At 71.2% G+C, this 19,260-nt stretch carries 16 protein-coding genes and 1 tRNA gene; 14 read left to right on the top strand and 3 right to left on the bottom strand.

What is annotated here, in order from left to right; translation table 11 throughout:
- Positions 1–68 precede the first annotated feature (68 nt).
- The 3 genes from ACWY4P_RS10355 to ACWY4P_RS10345 all read left to right on the top strand — a co-directional run bounded on the left by ACWY4P_RS10355 (position 69) and on the right by ACWY4P_RS10345 (position 3,504).
- A complete protein-coding gene (locus tag ACWY4P_RS10355; protein WP_456210051.1) occupies positions 69–2,819 on the top strand; it encodes an exo-rhamnogalacturonan lyase family protein in 2,751 nt (916 codons plus the stop codon).
- 79 nt (positions 2,820–2,898) lie between these two features.
- Positions 2,899–3,366 carry an SRPBCC family protein gene (locus ACWY4P_RS10350; RefSeq protein WP_456210050.1) on the top strand — a complete coding sequence of 156 codons (468 nt, stop codon included), beginning with the start codon at positions 2,899–2,901 and terminating at the stop codon, positions 3,364–3,366.
- Between the two features lie 66 nt (positions 3,367–3,432).
- A tRNA-Val gene (locus ACWY4P_RS10345) sits at positions 3,433–3,504 on the top strand.
- 56 nt (positions 3,505–3,560) lie between these two features.
- Here ACWY4P_RS10345 and ACWY4P_RS10340 read toward each other — a convergent pair.
- Positions 3,561–4,286 (bottom strand): exonuclease domain-containing protein, encoded by a 726-nt coding sequence (locus ACWY4P_RS10340; RefSeq protein WP_456210049.1) that lies wholly within the window; start codon positions 4,284–4,286, stop codon positions 3,561–3,563.
- 160 nt (positions 4,287–4,446) lie between these two features.
- On the opposite strand from ACWY4P_RS10340, the gene ACWY4P_RS10335 reads away from it, so the two are divergent.
- The 4 genes from ACWY4P_RS10335 (at position 4,447) to ACWY4P_RS10320 (ending at position 9,028) form a co-directional block, all read left to right on the top strand.
- Entirely contained in the window at positions 4,447–5,025 is a 579-nt protein-coding gene (locus tag ACWY4P_RS10335; protein ID WP_456210048.1) for a DUF4365 domain-containing protein, read from the top strand.
- Positions 5,025–6,251 (top strand): hypothetical protein, encoded by a 1,227-nt coding sequence (locus ACWY4P_RS10330; protein WP_456210047.1) that lies wholly within the window; start codon positions 5,025–5,027, stop codon positions 6,249–6,251. Before ACWY4P_RS10335 ends, ACWY4P_RS10330 begins: the two co-directional genes overlap by 1 nt.
- Positions 6,252–6,397: 146 nt before the next feature.
- Positions 6,398–8,377: a threonine--tRNA ligase gene (gene thrS, locus ACWY4P_RS10325; protein ID WP_456210046.1), complete on the top strand. Its 1,980-nt coding sequence runs from the start codon at positions 6,398–6,400 to the stop codon at positions 8,375–8,377.
- A gap of 90 nt (positions 8,378–8,467) precedes the next feature.
- Complete coding sequence (locus ACWY4P_RS10320) at positions 8,468–9,028, top strand: HIT family protein (RefSeq protein WP_456210045.1); 561 nt, start codon at positions 8,468–8,470, stop codon at positions 9,026–9,028.
- Positions 9,029–9,084: 56 nt separating this feature from the next.
- Here the strand turns inward: ACWY4P_RS10320 and ACWY4P_RS10315 are convergent, their stop codons facing one another.
- Together ACWY4P_RS10315 and ACWY4P_RS10310 are read right to left on the bottom strand one after the other, a co-directional pair.
- Positions 9,085–10,740, bottom strand: coding sequence for a hypothetical protein (locus ACWY4P_RS10315; RefSeq protein ID WP_456210044.1), 1,656 nt, complete (start codon positions 10,738–10,740; stop codon positions 9,085–9,087).
- A 193-nt stretch (positions 10,741–10,933) separates the two neighbouring features.
- The gene (locus tag ACWY4P_RS10310) at positions 10,934–13,135 is read right to left on the bottom strand and encodes an elongation factor G-like protein EF-G2 (protein ID WP_456210043.1); all 2,202 of its coding nucleotides are present in this window, start codon (positions 13,133–13,135) and stop codon (positions 10,934–10,936) included.
- A gap of 202 nt (positions 13,136–13,337) precedes the next feature.
- Here ACWY4P_RS10310 and pgsA point away from each other — a divergent pair, with 202 nt between their 5' ends.
- From pgsA to ACWY4P_RS10275, 7 genes are all read left to right on the top strand, one after another.
- Entirely contained in the window at positions 13,338–14,006 is a 669-nt protein-coding gene (pgsA, locus tag ACWY4P_RS10305) for a phosphatidylinositol phosphate synthase (RefSeq protein WP_456210042.1), read from the top strand.
- Positions 14,003–14,941 carry a phosphatidylinositol mannoside acyltransferase gene (locus tag ACWY4P_RS10300; RefSeq protein WP_456210041.1) on the top strand — a complete coding sequence of 313 codons (939 nt, stop codon included), beginning with the start codon at positions 14,003–14,005 and terminating at the stop codon, positions 14,939–14,941. Before pgsA ends, ACWY4P_RS10300 begins: the two co-directional genes overlap by 4 nt.
- A complete protein-coding gene (locus ACWY4P_RS10295; protein WP_456210040.1) occupies positions 14,938–16,098 on the top strand; it encodes a glycosyltransferase family 4 protein in 1,161 nt (386 codons plus the stop codon). Before ACWY4P_RS10300 ends, ACWY4P_RS10295 begins: the two co-directional genes overlap by 4 nt.
- Positions 16,099–16,160: 62 nt before the next feature.
- Complete coding sequence (locus ACWY4P_RS10290) at positions 16,161–16,700, top strand: hypothetical protein (RefSeq protein ID WP_456210039.1); 540 nt, start codon at positions 16,161–16,163, stop codon at positions 16,698–16,700.
- A gap of 124 nt (positions 16,701–16,824) precedes the next feature.
- Positions 16,825–17,739 carry a pyridoxal 5'-phosphate synthase lyase subunit PdxS gene (gene pdxS, locus ACWY4P_RS10285; protein WP_456210038.1) on the top strand — a complete coding sequence of 305 codons (915 nt, stop codon included), beginning with the start codon at positions 16,825–16,827 and terminating at the stop codon, positions 17,737–17,739.
- 103 nt (positions 17,740–17,842) lie between these two features.
- Positions 17,843–18,424: a pyridoxal 5'-phosphate synthase glutaminase subunit PdxT gene (gene pdxT / locus ACWY4P_RS10280; protein WP_456210037.1), complete on the top strand. Its 582-nt coding sequence runs from the start codon at positions 17,843–17,845 to the stop codon at positions 18,422–18,424.
- A 62-nt stretch (positions 18,425–18,486) separates the two neighbouring features.
- Positions 18,487–19,239, top strand: a complete 753-nt coding sequence (locus tag ACWY4P_RS10275; RefSeq protein WP_456210036.1) for a YebC/PmpR family DNA-binding transcriptional regulator — start codon at positions 18,487–18,489, stop codon at positions 19,237–19,239.
- Positions 19,240–19,260 lie beyond the last annotated feature (21 nt).

Here is a 19,260-nt window from a genome sequence, read left to right as displayed (position 1 = left end):
CGTCACCGGGTCTCCGGCCCCATCAAGTCATTCATGTCATGCACCTGACCCCCGTCGAAAGGTTACGCATGTCTCCGATCCCCCGACGCAACGTGCTCAAGGCGGCCGCCGGCGCCGCGGCCCCCTTCTCCTGGCTGCTCGCGGGCAACACCCAGCAGGCCGCAGCCGCCGACAAGGCCGACAAGGCGGCGGACGGCCCCGTCGACATCACCTGGCTGGAGGACGGCGGCCTGGGCGCGGCCGCGGGCAGCACCTTCGGGGTGCCCTGGCCGAAGGGTGCCCGACCGGCGGACCAGAAGTTCGCGCTGGCCACGGCCGACGGCAAGGACGTGCCCCTGCAGACCTGGGCCACCGCCTACTGGCCGGACGGCTCGCTCAAGTGGACCGCGCACGCGGCGGCGGAGGGGCTCGACGGCGCCAGGACGTACCGCCTGACGGCCGGCGAGCCCGCCGCGCCCGCCAAGAAGATCACCGTCTCCGAGAGCGGCGGCAGAATCACCGTGGACACCGGGGTGATCAAGGCCGTGATCGGCAAGGACGGCGGGAAGCTCGTACGGTCCGTCACCCGGGGCGGCACCGAGATCGCCCGCGACGGCCGGCTGGTCCTGCTCCGCCAGGGCGACATCGACGACGGCGACCACGGCAGCGCCAAGTGGGAGCGGTTCGACGGCGAGATCAGCGGCGCCAAGGTCGAGCAGAAGGGCCCCGTCCGCGCGGTCGTCCGCATCGACGGCAAGCACCGCAAGGGCGGCCGCAGCTGGCTCCCCTTCAGCATCCGGCTCTACTTCTACGCGGGCGCCGACTCCTTCCGCATGGTCCACACCATCACCTTCGACGGGGACCAGACCGGCGGTCATGAGTCGGGGGACTTCATCCGGGGCCTGGGCGTGCGCTTCTCCGTGCCGATGCGCGACGAGGCGTACGACCGGCACATCCGGATCGCGGGCGAGGGCAAGGGATTTCTGACCGAGGCGGTCAAGGGCATCACCGGGCTGCGCCGCGACCCCGGCGCGGCCGTCCGCAAGGCCCAGTTCAAGGGCGAGAAGCTGCCCGACCCGGCGACCTGGGACCAGCGGGTCACCACCCGGCTGCACCTCATCCCCACCTGGGGCGACTACACCCTCTCCCAGCTGTCCGCCGACGGCTTCACGCTGCGCAAGCGCACCGAGCCGGGCCACGGCTGGATCGCCGCGGGCGGCGGCGGCCGGGCCGGCGGCTTCGGCTATGTGGGCGGCGTCAGCGGCGGGCTGTCCTTCGGACTGCGCGACTTCTGGGAGAAGTTCCCCGCCCAGCTCGACATCCGGGGCGCCTCGGGCGACGAGGCCGAGGTCACGCTGTGGCTGTGGTCCCCCGAGGCCCAGCCCATGGACCTGCGCTTCTACCACGACGGCTTGGGCCAGGACACCTACGCCGAGCAGCTCGAGGGCCTCAACATCACCTACGAGGACTACGAGCCGAAGTTCGGCACCCCGTACGGCATCGCGCGCACCAGCGAGCTGATGTTCTGGGCCAACGACGCCACGCCGAGCGCCGAGACGCTCGTCGCCCAGGCCGCCGCCGTGCGCACCCCGCCGCAACTGGCCGCCGGGCCCGCCGACCTGGCCCGCGCCAAGGTCTTCGGCGGCCTGTTCGCCCCCGTGGACCGCTCGACCGCCGCCAAGGCGAAGATCGAGGACCACCTGGACTTCCTCTTCACCTACCACAAGGGCCAGGCCGAGCAGCGCCGCTGGTACGGCTTCTGGGACTACGGCGACATCATGCACACCTACGACGAGGACCGGCACCAGTGGCGGTACGACGTCGGCGGCTACGCCTGGGACAACTCCGAGCTGTCACCCGACCTGTGGCTCTGGTACGCCTATCTGCGCTCCGGCCGCGCCGACATCTTCCGCTTCGCGGAAGCCATGACCCGGCACACGGGCGAAGTGGACGCCTACCACCTCGGCGAATGGGCCGGCCTCGGCACCCGGCACGGCGTACAGCACTTCGCGGACAGCGCCAAGCAGCAGCGCATCTCCACCGCCGTCTACCGGCGCCCCTACTACTACCTCACCGCCGACGAGCGCGTCGGCGACATCATGAGCGCCCTCGTCGACTCCGACGAGACCTTCCTCGTCCTCGACCCGCAGCGCAAGGTCCGCACCGACCCCGACTACGAGCCGGACCCGCACGCCCTGTCCATCGGCTTCGGCACCGACTGGAGCGGGCTCGCCGGGGCGTGGCTCACCGAATGGGAGCGGCGCGGCCCCAAGGCCGAGAAGGCCGAGGCCAGGCTGCGCAGCACCATGGAGACCATCGCCGCCCAGCCCAACGGCTTCGTCCAGGGCTCCGGGCTCTACGACCTCTCCACCGGCAAGTACGCCGTCGAGACCGAGGCCAAGGTCAGCGTCTCCCACCTGTCCGCGGTCTTCGGCCTCGTCGAGATGTGCGCCGAGCTGATCGACCTCATCGACCTGCCCAAGTTCAAGGAGGCGTGGCTGGACTACTGCCGCTACTTCAACGCCACCAAGGCCGAGCAGAAGGCCCGCTACGGCACGGACTTCGGCTCCCTGCTGCTCTTCCAGGGCCACTCGCGGCTCGACGCCTACGCGGGGACGCAGCTCAAGGACGAGACGCTGATCAAGCGCGCCTGGCAGAAGTTCTCCGAGGGCGACGGCTACCCCGACGCCACGACCGACTGGAGGACGGTCAAGCTGGAAGGGCCCGATGTGCTGGAGCCCGGAGCCGAGGCCACCTGGGTGAGCACCAACTCCACCGCCCAGTACGGGCTGGCCGCGATCCAGAACCTCGCGCTGATCGGGGAGAAGCTGCCGGGCTGAACTGGACGGACAGGGGGTGAGCGGCCCGTCGGCGCCCCGGCGGGCCGCTCCCGGCCGGGGCCGCCCGCAGACTGGAAGCATGGACTGGTGCCGTTACCGCTTCCGGAGCCACTGGGACCTCGACGCCCCGCCCGCCGCCGTCTACCGGCTGCTCGCCGAAGGCGACGACTACCCCCGGTGGTGGCCACAGGTCCGCGAGGCGGTCAGGACCGGCGAGCGGACCGGCACCGCCCGTTTCCGCTCCGTGGTCCCGTACGACCTGCTCGTCACCGTGGGAGAGGTGCGCCAGGACCCGGCGGCGGGGGTGCTGGAGCTGGCGCTCTCCGGTGATCTGGAGGGGTGGGTGCGCTGGACCGTGACGGCGCGCGGCACCGGCGCACGCGCCCACTTCGAACAGGAGGTGGTGGCCCGCAAGCCGCTCCTGCGCCTCCTCGCGCTCCCCGGCCGCCCCCTCTTCCGCCTCAACCACGCGCTGATGATGCGGGGCGGGCGGCGAGGGCTGCGGGCGTACCTGGCCGCGCTGCCGCCCGGTGCGCATTCGGTTTGAACGAAACCCACCGCGACCTGTATTGTTCAGGTCGTTCCACCGGGGAGGACCCCACCGGGACACCCGGGGCGATTAGCTCAGTGGGAGAGCGCTTCGTTCACACCGAAGAGGTCACTGGTTCGAACCCAGTATCGCCCACCTCACGAGGCCGGGCCGCCAGCAGGCGGCCCGGCCTCGGCGCGTATCCGGCGGGCCTACGCCGCGGCGGGCAGCTCCGGCCGCAGCGGCCAGGCCGGGTCGCAGATCTCCGGCGAGCCGTTGAGCGCGAACCACGCCTGCAGACCGCGGGCCTGCGCCGCGTACCACACCGTCTGCCGGTCATGCAGCTCCGCGGGCGTCATCGTGCCCAGGCGGGAGGTGAAGCGGCGGCCCACCGCCCGCACCACTTCCAGCGCGGCCGTGGCGTCCGCCGCCGCGTCGTGCGCGCCCGCCAACTCCACGCCGTAATGGGCGCACAGGTCGGTGAGCGTGCGGCGGCCCTTGCGATACCGGTCGAGGTGCTTGTCCAGCACCCGGGGGTCGAGGATGGCCAGCGAGCGCAGCGAGACATACGCGGACAGGCTCGAATTGCGGTGGCGCTTCAACTCCCGGTCCAGCAGGGTCAGATCGAACGGCGCGTTCATCACCACCACCGGAGTGCCCCGCGCGGCCTGCTCGGCCAGCGCCCGCGCCAACTCGTCCATCACCGGGGCGGGCCACCTGCCGTGCCGCTGTAGATGCGCGTCGGTCAGCCCGTGTATCGCGCTCGCCGCCTCCGGCACCGGTATCCCCGGGCTCACCAGCCAGCGCCTGACCTCCGGCAGGCTCCCGGCCCCGCGCTGGATCACCATCGCGGCCGAGACGATCCGGTCGTGCTCTACGTCGATCCCCGTGGTCTCCGTGTCGAATGCGGCGAGAGGCCCCTCGAACCAGGACGGCATGGCCTCAACTCCTCGTGCTCGCTCACCAAATGGCACCTACGACCCCGCCCCACCTGGTGATACCCGTGGAGAGTGGCTCGAACCGCCGCCGTTTGCCGAGCTCCTGACGCGGAGACAACACCTATGTAGAAAGCGGCAATACCGGAAGGCGCTCGACGACATGGCGCTCGCGCAGCCCGACCCGGCCACGCCGGCGAGCAGTCTGCTGCCCGAGCGGATCGCACCGCCGCGAGGCTCCCTCGCCACCACCGCCTGCATGGAGACCCTGCAGGTCGGCTATCTGCACGCGGTCGCGGCGGCGGCCGGCTGCTCCCTGGCGCAGCCCTTCCCCGACCACGGCATCGACTGGCATCTCAGCCACAGCGCCCGCGGGCACACCGTCGACGACGAAGTGACGATCAAGGTGCAGCTCAAGGCCACCTACCAGATCGCCCCCCGCCCGCCCGGGCCGACCTTCTCCTTCACCCTCGACAACGACCACCTGACCAAGCTGGCCCGCAGCCCGGTCTCGGTCCACAAGATCCTCGTCGTGATGATCGTGCCGCGTGCCCGGGACGACTGGGTGCGTGCCGGCCACGACCGTCTCGCGCTGCGCCACTGCTGCTACTGGACCAACCTGGCCGGCCACCCCGTCACGGGCAGCCGCCGGACCACCGTGCGGATCCCGACCTCGCGGATCTTCGACGACCGCGCGCTCTGCGAGATCATGACCCGGGTCGGGGCGGGAGGGAGACCCTGATGGACCGGTACCGCCCGACCGACGAGCCCTTGCCCGCCGTACCCGCCCCGTCCCCGGACGAGGTGGACCCGGCCGTGCTCGGCGCCCTGCTGGCCCGGCACGGCTGGCGGCGGCGCGGGGGAACGGTGGGGCGCTACACGCGGTGGACGCCGCCCGGCGACCTGACCGGCGGCACCAGCCTGCTGGTGCCCGAGAGCCGGGAGTTCCCCGACAGCGGCGACCTGCTCGGCGAGGCGGTGACCGCGCTGGCCCGCAGCGCCGCGCCGTCCGCCCGCGACGTGCTGATCGGCCTGGCGGTGCCCAGCGACGAGATCCGCTGGCGGCGCGAGGTGCCAGAGCCCCGTACGGGCGCCCCCGCCTGGACCGCGCAGGAGCGGCTGCGCGCCGCCGCCCGCGCCACGCTGCTGGCCGGTGCGCTCGCCGCCCGGGGACGGGCGGGCTACTACGGCGCGCGGCACCGCCGCGAGGCCGAGGCGTGGCTGGAGCACGTCCTGCTCGGGCCGGCCGGCCCCGGCGGGCGCGAACTGACCGTCCTCGTGCCGGTGGAGCACGGACGGGCCGTCACCGGAACCCTGCTGCGCGCGCTGTACGCGCTGCGCGACGCGGTGGACTACCAGCGGGCCACCGGCGGACAGGAGGCCTTCGACGCCGCCGTGGAGGCGGGTGTGAGCCGTGAGCTGACCGAGGCCGTCGTCGCCCTCGTCGAGGGAACGGAGGGGGCTCGGGTGGCGCTGGAGTGGTCGCCCGGGGCCGGACCGCCGCACGGCTCGGCGGCCCGGCCGGAGCCGGTGGAGTTCAGCCCCGGCGACCTGCCGGCCCTCCGCGAGGCCGGCGCCCGTTACGAGCACGCCGAGCCGTCGGTGCCGGTACGCGTCACCGGCGCGGTGGTGCGGCTGCGCCGCACCGGGCCGGGCGGCCCCGGGACGGTCCGGCTGCGGGTGCTGGCCGGCGCCGAGGTGGCGCAGGTGCGGATCGCGCTGGAGGAGGACGACTACCGGATCGCCGGACATGCGCATCTGGTGGGGCTGCCCATCCGGGTGAGCGGCAGGCTGGAGAGCCGGGGCGGGTTCCGGCGGCTCACCGGGGCCAGGGACGTCACTCCGGTGCAGGCCGACGAGGCCGAGCGGGACCGGCTGCTGAAGTCGCTGCAGGAGAATCTGGATTTCTTCGAGGAGGCGTGCGGCGGGCCCGAGGAGGAGCACGGCGACGGGTGCCCCGAGCCCTGACCCCGAGCCCTGACCCCGAGCCCTGACTACGAGGCCTGGTGAGGGTCGCTCCGCGTAACCGTTTCGCGGTCCGGCCCTCCGGCTCGGTACGATTCACGCTGCGCAGCAATCGCTGCCCCGAGTGATCCATCAGTCAGGAGAGACCGGTGTCAGACGTCCGTGTGAGCATCCAACGCGATTCCGAGCGGGAAGAGCGCGTGGTGACCACGGGCACTACGGCGGCGGGCCTGTTCGACGGCGATCGCTCGATCGTGGCCGCGCGCGTCGGCGGGCAGCTGAGGGACCTGGCGTACGAGCTGGCCGAGGGCGACGAGGTCGAGCCGGTCGAGATCACCAGCCAGGACGGTCTGGCCATCCTGCGCCACTCCACCGCGCATGTCATGGCGCAGGCCGTGCAGGAGCTCTTCCCGGAGGCCAAGCTCGGCATCGGCCCGCCGATCAAGGACGGCTTCTACTACGACTTCGACGTCGAGACCCCCTTCCACCCGGACGATCTCAAGCGCATCGAGAAGAAGATGCAGGAGATCATCAAGCGGGGCCAGCGGTTCTCCCGCCGCCCCGTCACCGACGAGGCCGCGCGCGAGGAACTGGCGGCCGAGCCGTACAAGCTGGAGCTGATCGGGCTCAAGGGGTCGGCCGCGGATGCCGCCGAGGGCGCGTCCGCAGAGGTCGGCGCCGGCGAGCTGACCATCTACGACAACCTCGACGCGAAGAGCGGCGAGCTGTGCTGGAAGGATCTGTGCCGGGGGCCGCACCTGCCCACCACCCGGAACATCCCGGCGTTCAGGCTGATGCGCAGCGCCGCCGCGTACTGGCGGGGCAGTGAGCGCAACCCGCAGCTGCAGCGGATCTACGGCACTGCCTGGCCGACCAAGGACGAGCTCAAGGCGTATCTGGACTTCCTGGTGGAGGCCGAGAAGCGCGACCACCGCAAGCTGGGCTCCGAGCTGGACCTGTTCTCCTTCCCCGACGAGCTGGGGTCGGGCCTCGCGGTGTTCCACCCCAAGGGCGGGATCATCCGCCGGGAGATGGAGGCGTACTCGCGGAAGCGGCACGAAGAGGCCGACTACGAGTTCGTCAACACCCCGCACATCACCAAGGCGAAGCTGTTCGAGACCTCGGGGCACCTGCCGCACTACATGGAGGGCATGTTCCCCCCCATGGAGTTCGAGGGGCAGGACTACTACCTCAAGGCCATGAACTGCCCGATGCACAACCTGATCTTCAAGGCGCGCGGGCGGTCCTACCGTGAGCTGCCGCTGCGGCTGTTCGAGTTCGGCACGGTCTACCGCTACGAGAAGTCGGGCGTCGTCCACGGCCTCACCCGGGCCCGCGGCTTCACCCAGGACGACTCGCACATCTACTGCACCAGGGAGCAGGCGCCGGACGAGCTGGACTCCCTGCTCACCTTCGTGCTCGATCTGCTCCGCGACTACGGCCTGAGCGACTTCTACCTGGAGCTGTCCACCCGGGACGACAGCGACAAGTTCATCGGGTCGGACGAGCAGTGGTCCGAGGCCACCGACCTGCTGCGGCAGGCCGCCGAGAAGCAGGGCCTGGAGCTGGTCATGGACCCGGGCGGCGCGGCCTACTACGGGCCCAAGATCTCGGTCCAGGCGAAGGACGCCATCGGCCGGACCTGGCAGATGTCGACCATCCAGGTCGACTTCAACCAGCCCGCCCGGTTCGAGCTGGAGTACACCGCGGCGGACGGCTCGCGGCAGCAGCCGATCATGCTCCACCGGGCCCTGTTCGGGAGCATCGAGCGCTTCTTCGCGGTGCTGCTGGAGCACTACGCGGGCGCCTTCCCGGTCTGGCTCGCCCCGGTCCAGGCGGTGGGCATCCCGATCGGCGACAGCCATGTGCCGTATCTGGAGGAGTTCGCGGCGGAGGCCAAGGCGAAGGGTCTGCGGGTGGAGGTCGACTCGTCCTCGGACCGGATGCAGAAGAAGATCCGCAACGCTCAGCGCGCCAAGATCCCGTTCATGATCATCGCCGGTGACGACGACATGGCGGCCGGGGCGGTCAGCTTCCGCTACCGGGACGGTTCGCAGAAGAACGGCATTCCGCGTGACCAGGCGATCGCGGAAATCGTTGATGCTGTGGAGCGCCGGATCCAGGTGTGACGCGGTCCCCGCTGACGCGGGTGTGTGCATTCGAGGGGCGGCCCCGGACGGGGTCGCCCCTCACCGCATCCTCATCGGCCTTGGACGAATATGCTGGCCCGCATGACGAGTGAGCCGGAGCAGCAGATCGGAGTGGGGACGCCCGACGCGTTCCAGCGCCTGTGGACACCCCACCGGATGGCGTACATCCAAGGCGAGAACAAGCCCACCGGGCCGGGTGCCGGGGACGGCTGCCCCTTCTGCTCCATTCCGGAGAAGTCCGATGAGGACGGGCTGATCCTCGCTCGGGGCCGGCATGTCTACGCCGTGCTGAATCTGTACCCGTACAACGGCGGACACCTCATGGTCGTCCCCTTCCGCCATGTCGCCGACTACACCGAGCTGGACGCCGACGAAACCGTCGAGCTGGCGGAGTTCACCAAGGCCGCCATGGTCGCGCTGCGTACCGCCTCGGGTGCGCACGGTTTCAATATTGGGCTCAACCAAGGGGCAGTCGCGGGCGCCGGAATCGCCGCGCATCTGCACCAGCACGTCGTCCCGCGCTGGGGCGGGGACACCAACTTCATGCCCGTCGTCGGCCACACCAAGGTGCTGCCGCAACTGCTGGCCGACACCCGCCGGATGCTCGCCGACGCCTGGCCGCAGGCGTAGCCCTCGCCTCCGCCTGCGGCGACGGCCCCGGCCGCGCGGCCGGGGCCACCCACCGCTTACGCGTCGTAGAGGTCGGCCTTCTTCGGGGCCGCGTCCTGGACCTGGCCGCTGAGTGCCAGGGAGCGGTTGCCGAAGCGCTCGGTGTCCACGCCGTGGTTCTTCAGCACACCGATCGCCGCCTCGTGGACCACCCGCAGCACGGGGGTGGCCGTGCGCAGCGCGTCGTCCGCCATGAACCGGTGCCGCCAGGGCTTGTCCGCCCAGGCGTGGCGCAGGCCGAACGGCTCGGGCAGGACCAGCTTGCCGCCCAGGTAGTCCAGCAGCGGCGGGTACCAGGTGAAGGGGGCGCGGACGGCCAGCCGTACCACCTCCTTCGCGTCCACCAGCGGCAGCGGGATGGACTTGGTCTCCCAGAACCTGAAGGTCTTGCTGACCGTCTTGGAGGGCGCGGAGGGCTTGGTGGTGAACAGGGGGTGCACAGGCCCCAGCGCATGACCGGTGACCTCGATGCGCATCGTCTTGTGCAGCAGGGTCACCGTGATCAGCAGGGTGTTCACCAACTGGCCGTCCCAGAGGACGAACTGCACGCCCAGATAGTGCCGGTCGCCGGCGTCGAACTGCTGCTCGTCGCAGATCCGCTGCAGCTCGACGCCCTTTATCTGGAAGCCCTCCTCTTCCGAGGTGCCGCCGCGCTCCACCGACTTGGCCCCCTCGCCGATCGGCGAGACCACCCAGTGGCGCACGGACGGGGTGGGGAAGCCGCCGGTGTGCAGCGGCTTGCGCTCCAGCATCCGCAGCTGGTCGTGGATCGCCCGTATCACGTCCCAGCTGCGGAAGGGGTCGATCTCCTTGTCCGGGTCGGCCGACACCAGGTCCTCGGCGAGCTGCCAGCTGCCCCAGCGCGTGCCCATGCCGAGTATGCCCTTGGGGCCGGCGTAGAAGACGATATTGCTGTACTGCTCGGCGGTGAGCTTGTGCAGCGCCTTGCGCAGCTCCTCGGCCGAGGTCTGGCCCGGGTGGTTCGGCACCGTCTCGGGGACCTTGGCACCGATCCCGCCGCCCGAGAGCAGGCCGCTCCAGGCCTCCCGCAGACTCTTGGCCGTGCGCTCGCTGATCTGCTTGGCCACGTACCACCCGATGACGGGGGCGACGACCACGCCGCGTAGATAGAGGCCCAGGAACCCGTCGAAGGGGAGCTTGATCAGGAAGATGAGGGTCACCACGGCGAGCGCTGCCAGTAGGAGGGTGCCCAGCGCCCCCATCCGCTTGTCCTGGGATCCGGCGATGGTGCGCCGCAGCTGGAAGGTGCCGAGCCACAGCAGCACCCCGGGGAGGAAGAGCAGCCCGAAGATCACCATGACGGCGGTGAGCCGGGCGTCCCGGGTCTTGCGGATGCGGTTGGCGGCCAGGCAGTGCTCGACCACCGTCTGCGGCTCCATGCCGAAGGACTGGACCACCTGGCCGCGGCCGCCGCCGAGCATCCGCAGCTGCACCGCGCGCGAGAACGCCTCGCCCAGGTTGGGCTCGAACAGAGAGATCTTCGGTGGCTTGACCTCGGAGACCGTCCACTCCGAGTTGGCGTCGAGAAGCTTGGCCACCGGGCTGTCGCGGTAGGCGGCCGAGGCGAGCGCCTGCGTCGCCGCGGTCTGTCCTGCCGCACCGGAGAGCGGGATCTGCGCCCCCGGGCTGAAGTCGAATACGTCCGCCGTCACCAACGCCCCCAATACCGCATGCTGCTTGAGCTGCGACCTCAGCGTATCGGGGGTGTGCGGTCCCTGTCGCCAGGGCGTCGCTTCCCTGTGGACAACCGCCCCCCGCCGCCGACAACCGCCCCGGCCGCACCTGCCGGCCTGTGGACAACCGCCCGCCCCAAGCGAGTTGGGGCGGGCGCTCGGCGAAGATGCCTCAGGCCTCGGCCTGTTCCCGGATCCGGTCGGCCACCTGAGTGGGCATCGGCTCGTGCCGGGCGTAGGAGCGGTTGAACCGTCCGGTGCCGTGCGACAGCGACCGCAGGTCGACCGCGTAGCGGCCGATCTCGATCTCCGGGACCTCGGCCCGGATCAGGGTCTGGCCGCCGCCCGACTGCTCGGTGCCCACGACCCGGCCGCGCCGCCCCGACAGATCGCTCATCACCGCGCCGACGTACTCGTCGGACACCAGCACCGACACCTCGACCACCGGCTCCAGCAGATGGATCCGGGTGTCGGCGGCGGCCTCCCGCAGCGCGAGCGCGCCCGCCGTCTGGAAGGCGGCGTCGGAGGAGTCCACCGAGTGTGCCTTGCCGTCCAGCAGGGTCACCCGCACATCGACCAGGGGGTAGCCCGCGGCCACCCCCCGCGCAGCCTGCGCGCGCACGCCCTTCTCGACGGACGGGATGAACTGCCGGGGCACCGCCCCGCCGACGACCTTGTCCACGAACTCGATGCCGGAGCCCTCGGGCAGCGGCTCCACCTCGATCTCGCAGATCGCGTACTGTCCGTGCCCGCCCGACTGCTTGACGTGCCGCCCGCGCCCGGCGGACCGGGCCCCGAACGTCTCGCGCAGCGACACCTTGTACGGCACCGCGTCCACCTGCACGCCGTACCGGGAGCGCAGCCGCTCCAGCGCGACGTCCATGTGGGCCTCGCCCAGGCACCACAGCACCACCTGGTGGGTGTCCTGGTTCTGCTCCAGGCGCATCGTCGGGTCCTCGGCGACCAGCCGCCCCAGCCCCTGGGAGAGCTTGTCCTCGTCCGCCTTGCTGTGCGCCCGGATCGCGACGGGCAGCAGCGGGTCGGGCATCTCCCAGGTCTCCATGAGCAGCGGCTGGTTCTTGGCCGAGAGGGTGTCCCCGGTCTCGGCGCGGTTGAGCCTGGCGACGCAGGCCAGATCGCCCGCGATGGCCTGGTTGAGCATGCGCTGCGCCTTGCCGAACGGCGTGGACAGGGCGCCGACCCGCTCGTCCACGTCGTGGTCCTCATGGCCGCGGTCCTCCAGGCCGTGCCCGGACACATGGACGGTCTCGTCCGGGCGCAGCGTCCCGGAGAAGACCCGCACCAGCGAGATCCGGCCGACATACGGGTCCGAGGAGGTCTTGACGACCTCGGCGGCCAGCGGGCCATCGGGGTCGCAGGTCAGCCGCGGGCAGGGCTTGCCCTCCGGGGTGGTGACGGCGGGCGCCTCCCGCTCCAGGGGGGTCGGGAAGCCGCCGGTGATCAGCTCGAGCAGCTCGGTGGTGCCCAGGCCCTGCTTCGATCCCTCGGGGGCGGGCGCGGCCGCCAGCACGGGGTGGAACGAGCCGCGGGAGACGGCCTTCTCCAGGTCCCCGATGAGCGTCTTGACGTCGATCTCCTCGCCGCCGAGGTAGCGGTCCATGAGGGTCTCGTCCTCGCTCTCGGAGATGATCCCCTCGATGAGCCGGTTGCGGGCCTCCTCGATCCGCGGCAGCTGGTCGGGCGCGGGTGCCGCGTCGGTCCGTGCGCCCGAGGCGTAGTCGTACACCCGCTGTGAGAGCAGGTCGGTCAGCCCCGTCACGGGGGCGTGTCCATCTGGGCCCGCTTCGCCGCGCAGTGGCAGATACAGCGGGAGCACCGCGTCGGGGTCGTCGCCGCCGAACGTCTCCCGGCACAGCTCGGTCATCTCCTCGAAGGAGGCGCGCGCCGCCTCCAGGTGCGTGATGACCAGGGCGCGCGGCATCCCGACCGCCGCGCACTCGTCCCACACCATGCGGGTCGCGCCCGCGATGCCCAGGGCGTCCTGGGACGCCGAGACGATAAAGAGGGCCGCGTCCGCTGCCCGCAGACCGGCCCTCAGCTCCCCGACGAAGTCGGCGTACCCCGGGGTATCCAGAAGGTTGATCTTCACCCCGTCCCATTCGACGGGGACGAGGGAGAGCTGGACCGAGCGCTGCTGCCGGTGCTCGATCTCGTCGTAGTCGGACAGACATCCGCCGTCCTCGACTCTGCCCGCCCGGTTGATCGCGCCGGTCGCCAGCGCGAGGGCCTCCACCAGCGTCGTCTTGCCGGACCCGCTGTGGCCGACCAGCACCACGTTCCGCACGGAGCTGGGCCGGTCGGCCGTCACCGCCCTGCCGGCGGCCCCTGATTGTGTGCTCGTTTTGTCGCCCATGACTCGCCTCCAGGTCGACTCTGCGATACTTCGAGCTTTCCACCGAGGTCACGGTGCGTCCATACGTCGCACATCCGGGCGTCGCCGGGACGTAGGCCAGGCCTGTCCCGACGCGTGCGCGGCGGCTCCTTGGGGCGTGACTACGATGGGCCCGCCGGTGGCCTGTTGACCACCCGGCCCGTTTCGACCCCCCGGGAAGGCCATGCTGAACAAGTACGCGCGTGCATTCTTCACGCGTGTTCTCACCCCGTTCGCCGCCCTGCTCATCCGCCTGGGGGTCAGCCCCGACGCGGTGACCCTCGCCGGAACGGGCGGCGTGGTCGCGGGTGCCCTGGTCTTCTACCCGCGGGGGGAGTTCTTCTGGGGCACGGTCGTCATCACCCTCTTCGTCTTCTCGGACCTGGTCGACGGCAACATGGCGCGGCAACTCGGGCGCTCCAGCCGCTGGGGGGCGTTCCTCGACTCCACGCTCGACCGGGTCGCCGACGGCGCGATCTTCGGCGGTCTGGCGCTGTGGTACGCCGGGCGCGGGGACGACAACGCGCTCTGCGCGGTGGTGATCTTCTGCCTGGCCAGCGGCCAGGTGGTCTCGTACACCAAGGCCAGGGGTGAGAGTATCGGCCTGCCGGTCAAGGTCAACGGGCTCGTCGAGCGCGCCGAGCGGCTGGTGATCTCGCTGGTGGCCTGCGGCTTCTCCGGGCTGCACAAGTTCGGTGTGCCGCATATCCAGATCCTGCTGCCGATCGCGCTGTGGATCGTGGCCGTCGGCAGCGCGGTGACCTTGATCCAGCGCGTGGTGACGGTGCGCCGTGAGGCCGCCGAGGCGGACGCGGCGGACCGGGCGGTGGTCCAGGGAGGCGAGACGCGGTGAGTGAGAAGCTGACCGACGCGCTGTACGGGCTCGGCTGGAGCGCGGTCAAGAAGCTCCCCGAACCGGTCGCGACGGCGCTCGGGCAGCGGATCGCCGATGTGGCGTGGAAGCGGCGCGGCAAGGGCGTGCTGCGCCTGGAGGCCAATCTCGCCCGCGTCGTCCCGGAGGCCTCCCCGCGGCGCCTGGCCGAGCTGTCCCGGGCCGGGATGCGCTCGTATCTGCGCTACTGGATGGAGTCCTTCCGGCTGCCGGCCTGGAGCGAGCAGCGCGTCCGCGGCGGCTTCGATTGCGAGGGCCTGCACCACCTGGTGGACGGTCTGGCGAGCGGCCGCGGGGTGGTGCTGGCGCTGCCGCACATGGCCAACTGGGACCTGGCCGGGGCATGGGTCACCACCGAGCTGGGCGTGCCGTTCACCACGGTCGCGGAGCGGCTCGAGCCCGAGTCGCTGTACGACCGCTTCGTGGCCTACCGGGAGGGCCTGGGCATGGAGGTGCTGCCGCACACCGGCGGCAGCGCCTTCGGGACGCTGGCGCGGCGGCTGCGGGAGGGCGGTCTGGTGTGCCTGGTCGCGGACCGGGACCTGTCGGCGTCGGGAGTTGAGGTGAAGTTCTTCGGCGAGTCGGCCAAGATGCCCGCTGGGCCCGCCATACTGGCGGCAAGGACGGGTGCGCTGCTGCTGCCGGTCACCCTCTGGTACGACGCGTCCCCGGTCGTGCGGGGGCGGGTGTATCCGCCGATCGAGGTCCCCTCGATGGGCACCAGCGCGGAGCAGGCCGCGGCCATGACGCAGGAGCTCGCCGACGTGTTCGCCTCCGGGATCGCCGAGCATCCGCAGGACTGGCACATGCTTCAGCGGCTGTGGCTGGCGGATCTTCAGCCCCGTGCCGGTGGCGCTTCGGGGGCCGACGACAGCTCCGGAACGGAGAAGCCGTGAGGATCGGGATCGTCTGCCCGTATTCGTGGGACGTCCCAGGCGGCGTTCAGTTCCACATCCGTGACCTGGCCGAGCACCTCATCCGGCTCGGGCACGGGGTGTCGGTGCTGGCTCCGGCGGACGAGGACACGCCGCTGCCGCCGTACGTGGTCTCGGCCGGGCGTGCCGTGCCGGTGCCGTACAACGGCTCGGTCGCGCGGCTCAACTTCGGCTTCCTCTCGGCGGCGCGGGTGCGGCGCTGGTTGCACGACGGCGCGTTCGACGTGATCCACATCCATGAGCCCGCCTCGCCCTCGCTCGGCCTGCTCGCCTGCTGGGCGGCCCAGGGGCCCATCGTCGCGACCTTTCACACCTCGAATCCGCGTTCCCGGGCGATGATCGCCGCGTATCCGATCCTCCAGCCCGCACTGGAGAAGATCAGCGCCCGGATCGCGGTGAGCGAGTACGCGCGGCGGACGCTGGTCGAGCACCTGGGCGGGGACGCGGTCGTCATCCCCAATGGCGTCGATGTGCGCTTCTTCGCCGACGCCGAGCCCAAGAGCGAGTGGCAGGGAGAGACGATCGGGTTCATGGGCCGTATCGACGAGCCACGGAAGGGCCTGCCGGTCCTGATGCGGGCCCTGCCGAAGATCCTCGCCGCCCGGCCCCGGACGCGGCTGCTGATCGCCGGGCGCGGCGACGAGAAGGAGGCCGTGGCCACGCTGCCCGAGCAGATGCGCGGCCGGGTGGAGTTCCTCGGCATGGTGAGCGACGAGGACAAGGCGCGGCTGCTGCGCAGCGTGGATGTGTACGTCGCGCCGAACACGGGCGGGGAGAGCTTCGGCATCATCCTCGTCGAGGCCATGTCGGCGGGCGCGCCTGTACTGGCCAGCGACCTGGACGCGTTCGCGCAGGTGCTGGACGGGGGAGCGGCGGGGCAGCTGTTCGCGAGCGAGGACGCGGACGCGCTGGCGCAGGCCGCGATCCGGCTGCTGGGCGACCCGGAGCGGCGTGCGGAGCTGCGGGAGCGGGGGAGCAGGCATGTGCGCCGCTTCGACTGGGACACGGTCGGGGCGGACATTCTGGCGGTGTACGAGACGGTGGCGGATGGGGCGGCGTCGGTGGCCGCCGATGAGCGCGTGGGGCTGCGGGCCCGGCTGGGGCTGGCCCGGGATTAGGCAGGGTCCCGGCGCCGCCGGGTGGGTGGGGGTTTGCGTCGTAGGCGGTAGCCTGGCGCGGCGTGACCACTTTGATCTGGATCGCGGCCGTACTGGTCCTCGTCGCCGTCTATCTGAGCTGGACCGCGGGGCGGCTGGACCGGCTGCACAGTCGGCTGGACGCGGCGCGGGCGGCGCTCGACGCGCAGCTGCTGCGCCGGGCCTCGGTCGCGCAGGAGCTGGCCACCGCCGGGGTGCTGGATCCGGCGTCCTCGATCGTGCTGTACCAGGCCGCGCACGCGGCGCGGCAGGCGGAGGAGGAGCAGCGCGAGGTCGCCGAGAGCGAGCTGAGCCAGGCGCTGCGCGCGGTGTTCGCGGAGGGGGCGCAGGTCGAGGCGGTGCAGGAGGCGCCGGGGGGCGAGGCGGCGCTGGGCGAGCTGACGGAGGCCGTGCGGCGGGTGCCGATGGCCCGGCGGTTCCACAACGACGCGGTCCGCGCGGCGCGGGCGCTGCGCCGGCACCGCAAGGTGCGCTGGTTCCGGCTCGCGGGCCATGCGCCGTTCCCGATGGCCTTCGAGATGGACGATGAGCCTCCGGCGGCCCTGGCGGCCCGGGTGGGCTGAGACCGGGGGCTGAGGCCACCGGCCCGCGATTGGCCCTTGTCCGGGGAGCACCCGGGCGGCTTTTGTCTATCGAACGGCCCTACGATGGGGTCATCGCACTATTCATCATCGAGTGAGGTCAAACGTGTCCATCACGCCCGCCAGCACGCCCCAGACCCCTGAGACCGGCACCGCGCGCGTCAAGCGCGGCATGGCCGAGCAGCTCAAGGGCGGCGTGATCATGGACGTCGTCACGCCGGAGGAAGCGAAGATCGCTGAGGACGCGGGCGCCGTCGCGGTCATGGCCCTCGAGCGCGTCCCGGCCGACATCCGCAAGGACGGCGGCGTGGCCCGCATGTCCGACCCGGACATGATCGAGGGGATCATCAGCGCGGTCTCCATCCCGGTGATGGCCAAGTCCCGGATCGGGCACTTCGTCGAGGCGCAGGTGCTGCAGGCCCTCGGCGTGGACTACATCGACGAGTCCGAGGTCCTCACCCCCGCCGACGAGGTCAACCACAGCGACAAGTGGTCCTTCACCACACCGTTCGTCTGTGGCGCCACCAACCTGGGCGAGGCGCTGCGCCGCATCGCCGAGGGCGCGGCGATGATCCGTTCGAAGGGCGAGGCCGGCACCGGCAACGTCGTCGAGGCGGTCCGCCACCTGCGCCAGATCAAGGGCGAGATCGCCCGGCTGAAGGGCCTGGACAACCACGAGCTGTACGCCGCCGCCAAGGAGCTGCGCGCCCCGTACGAGCTGGTCAAGGAGATCGCCGAGCTCGGCAAGCTGCCGGTCGTGCTGTTCTCCGCCGGTGGCGTGGCCACCCCGGCCGACGCCGCGCTGATGCGCCAGCTCGGCGCCGAGGGCGTCTTCGTGGGCTCCGGCATCTTCAAGTCCGGCGACCCGGCCAAGCGCGCCGCCGCGATCGTGAAGGCCACCACCTTCTACGACGACCCCAAGGTCATCGCGGAAGTCTCCCGCAACCTGGGCGAGGCCATGGTCGGCATCAACTGCGACACCCTGCCCGAGGGCGAGCGCTACGCCAACCGCGGCTGGTAACGGACCGGCTGGTAACGGACCGGCTGGTAACGAACCGACTGCTTGCCGGCGGACGGCCCGCGCGGGCCGTCTGCCTCTTTCCCGTTCCGTCCCGAGAGGTCCCATGTCCATCGGAGTGCTCGCCCTTCAGGGCGATGTCCGCGAACACCTCGCCGCGCTCGCCGCGGCCGGCGCCGAGGCCCGGCCGGTCCGCCGGGCCGAGGAACTGGCCGAGGTCCACGGCCTGGTGATCCCCGGCGGGGAGTCCACCACCATGTCCAAGCTGGCCGTCATCTTCGGGATGCTGGAGCCGCTGCGGGAGCGGGTGCGCGCGGGGATGCCGGTGTACGGCACCTGCGCGGGCATGATCATGGTCGCGGACAAGATCCTCGACGGACGGGAGGACCAGGAGACCTTCGGCGGCATCGACATGACCGTTCGCCGCAACGCCTTCGGCCGCCAGAACGAGTCCTTCGAGGCCGCGATCGACGTCGCGGGCATCGACGGCGGCCCGGTCGAGGGCGTCTTCATCCGGGCGCCGTGGGTCGAGTCCGTGGGCGCGGGGGTCGAGGTGCTCGCGACGTACGGGGACCACGCCGTCGCCGTGCGACAGGGCCATGTCCTCGCGACCTCGTTCCACCCCGAACTGACCGGCGACCACCGGGTACACGCGCTTTTCGCGGACATCGTGAGGTCCTGCGGCTGATGCCGTCCCGGTAGGATCTCAGGCGTTCGTGCAGCAATGGGTTAAGCGAAGGAGACAGGCGGATGTCCGGCCACTCTAAATGGGCTACGACGAAGCACAAGAAGGCCGTGATCGACGCCAAGCGCGGCAAGCTCTTCGCCAAGCTCATCAAGAACATCGAGGTCGCGGCCCGCACCGGCGGCGCGGACCCCGACGGCAACCCCACCCTCTTCGACGCCATCCAGAAGGCGAAGAAGCAGTCCGTGCCGAACAAGAACATCGACAGCGCGGTCAAGCGCGGCGCGGGGCTCGAGGCGGGTGGCGCCGAGTACGAGACGATCATGTACGAGGGCTACGGGCCGAACGGCGTCGCGGTGCTCATCGAGTGTCTGACCGACAACCGCAACCGGGCCGCCTCCGACGTGCGCGTCGCCATGACGCGCAACGGCGGGTCCATGGCGGACCCGGGTTCGGTCTCGTACCTGTTCAACCGCAAGGGCGTGGTGATCGTCCCCAAGGGTGAGCTGGCCGAGGACGACGTGCTGGGCGCGGTGCTGGACGCGGGCGCCGAGGAGGTCAACGACCTCGGCGAGTCCTTCGAGGTGATCAGCGAGGCCACCGACCTGGTCGCGGTCCGTACCGCGCTCCAGAAGGAGGGCATCGACTACGACTCGGCCGAGGCCAACTTCGTGCCCACCATGCAGGTCCAGCTGGAGGAGGAGGCGGCGCGGAAGATCTTCAAGCTGATCGACGCGCTGGAGGACAGCGACGACGTGCAGAACGTCTTCGCCAACTTCGACGTCTCCGACGAGGTCATGGCCAAGGTGGACGCCTGAGGCAGGCAACACCAGCGGCGC

The organism is Streptomyces sp. LZ34 (assembly GCF_053890475.1).
The sequence above is the reverse complement of the archived record's forward strand: the minus strand, read 5'-3'. Positions and strand labels throughout refer to the sequence as shown.

Bases quoted from the DNA above. Each gene is read 5' to 3' on its own strand.
- ACWY4P_RS10355 (WP_456210051.1), top strand. From the start codon at position 69: ATGTCTCCGATCCCCCGACGCAACGTGCTCAAGGCGGCCGCCGGCGCC.
- ACWY4P_RS10350 (WP_456210050.1), top strand. From the start codon at position 2,899: ATGGACTGGTGCCGTTACCGCTTCCGGAGCCACTGGGACCTCGACGCC.
- ACWY4P_RS10340 (WP_456210049.1), bottom strand. From the start codon at position 4,286: ATGCCGTCCTGGTTCGAGGGGCCTCTCGCCGCATTCGACACGGAGACC.
- ACWY4P_RS10335 (WP_456210048.1), top strand. From the start codon at position 4,447: ATGGCGCTCGCGCAGCCCGACCCGGCCACGCCGGCGAGCAGTCTGCTG.
- ACWY4P_RS10330 (WP_456210047.1), top strand. From the start codon at position 5,025: ATGGACCGGTACCGCCCGACCGACGAGCCCTTGCCCGCCGTACCCGCC.
- ACWY4P_RS10320 (WP_456210045.1), top strand. From the start codon at position 8,468: ATGCTGGCCCGCATGACGAGTGAGCCGGAGCAGCAGATCGGAGTGGGG.
- ACWY4P_RS10310 (WP_456210043.1), bottom strand. From the start codon at position 13,135: ATGGGCGACAAAACGAGCACACAATCAGGGGCCGCCGGCAGGGCGGTG.
- pgsA (WP_456210042.1), top strand. From the start codon at position 13,338: ATGCTGAACAAGTACGCGCGTGCATTCTTCACGCGTGTTCTCACCCCG.
- pdxT (WP_456210037.1), top strand. From the start codon at position 17,843: ATGTCCATCGGAGTGCTCGCCCTTCAGGGCGATGTCCGCGAACACCTC.
- ACWY4P_RS10275 (WP_456210036.1), top strand. From the start codon at position 18,487: ATGTCCGGCCACTCTAAATGGGCTACGACGAAGCACAAGAAGGCCGTG.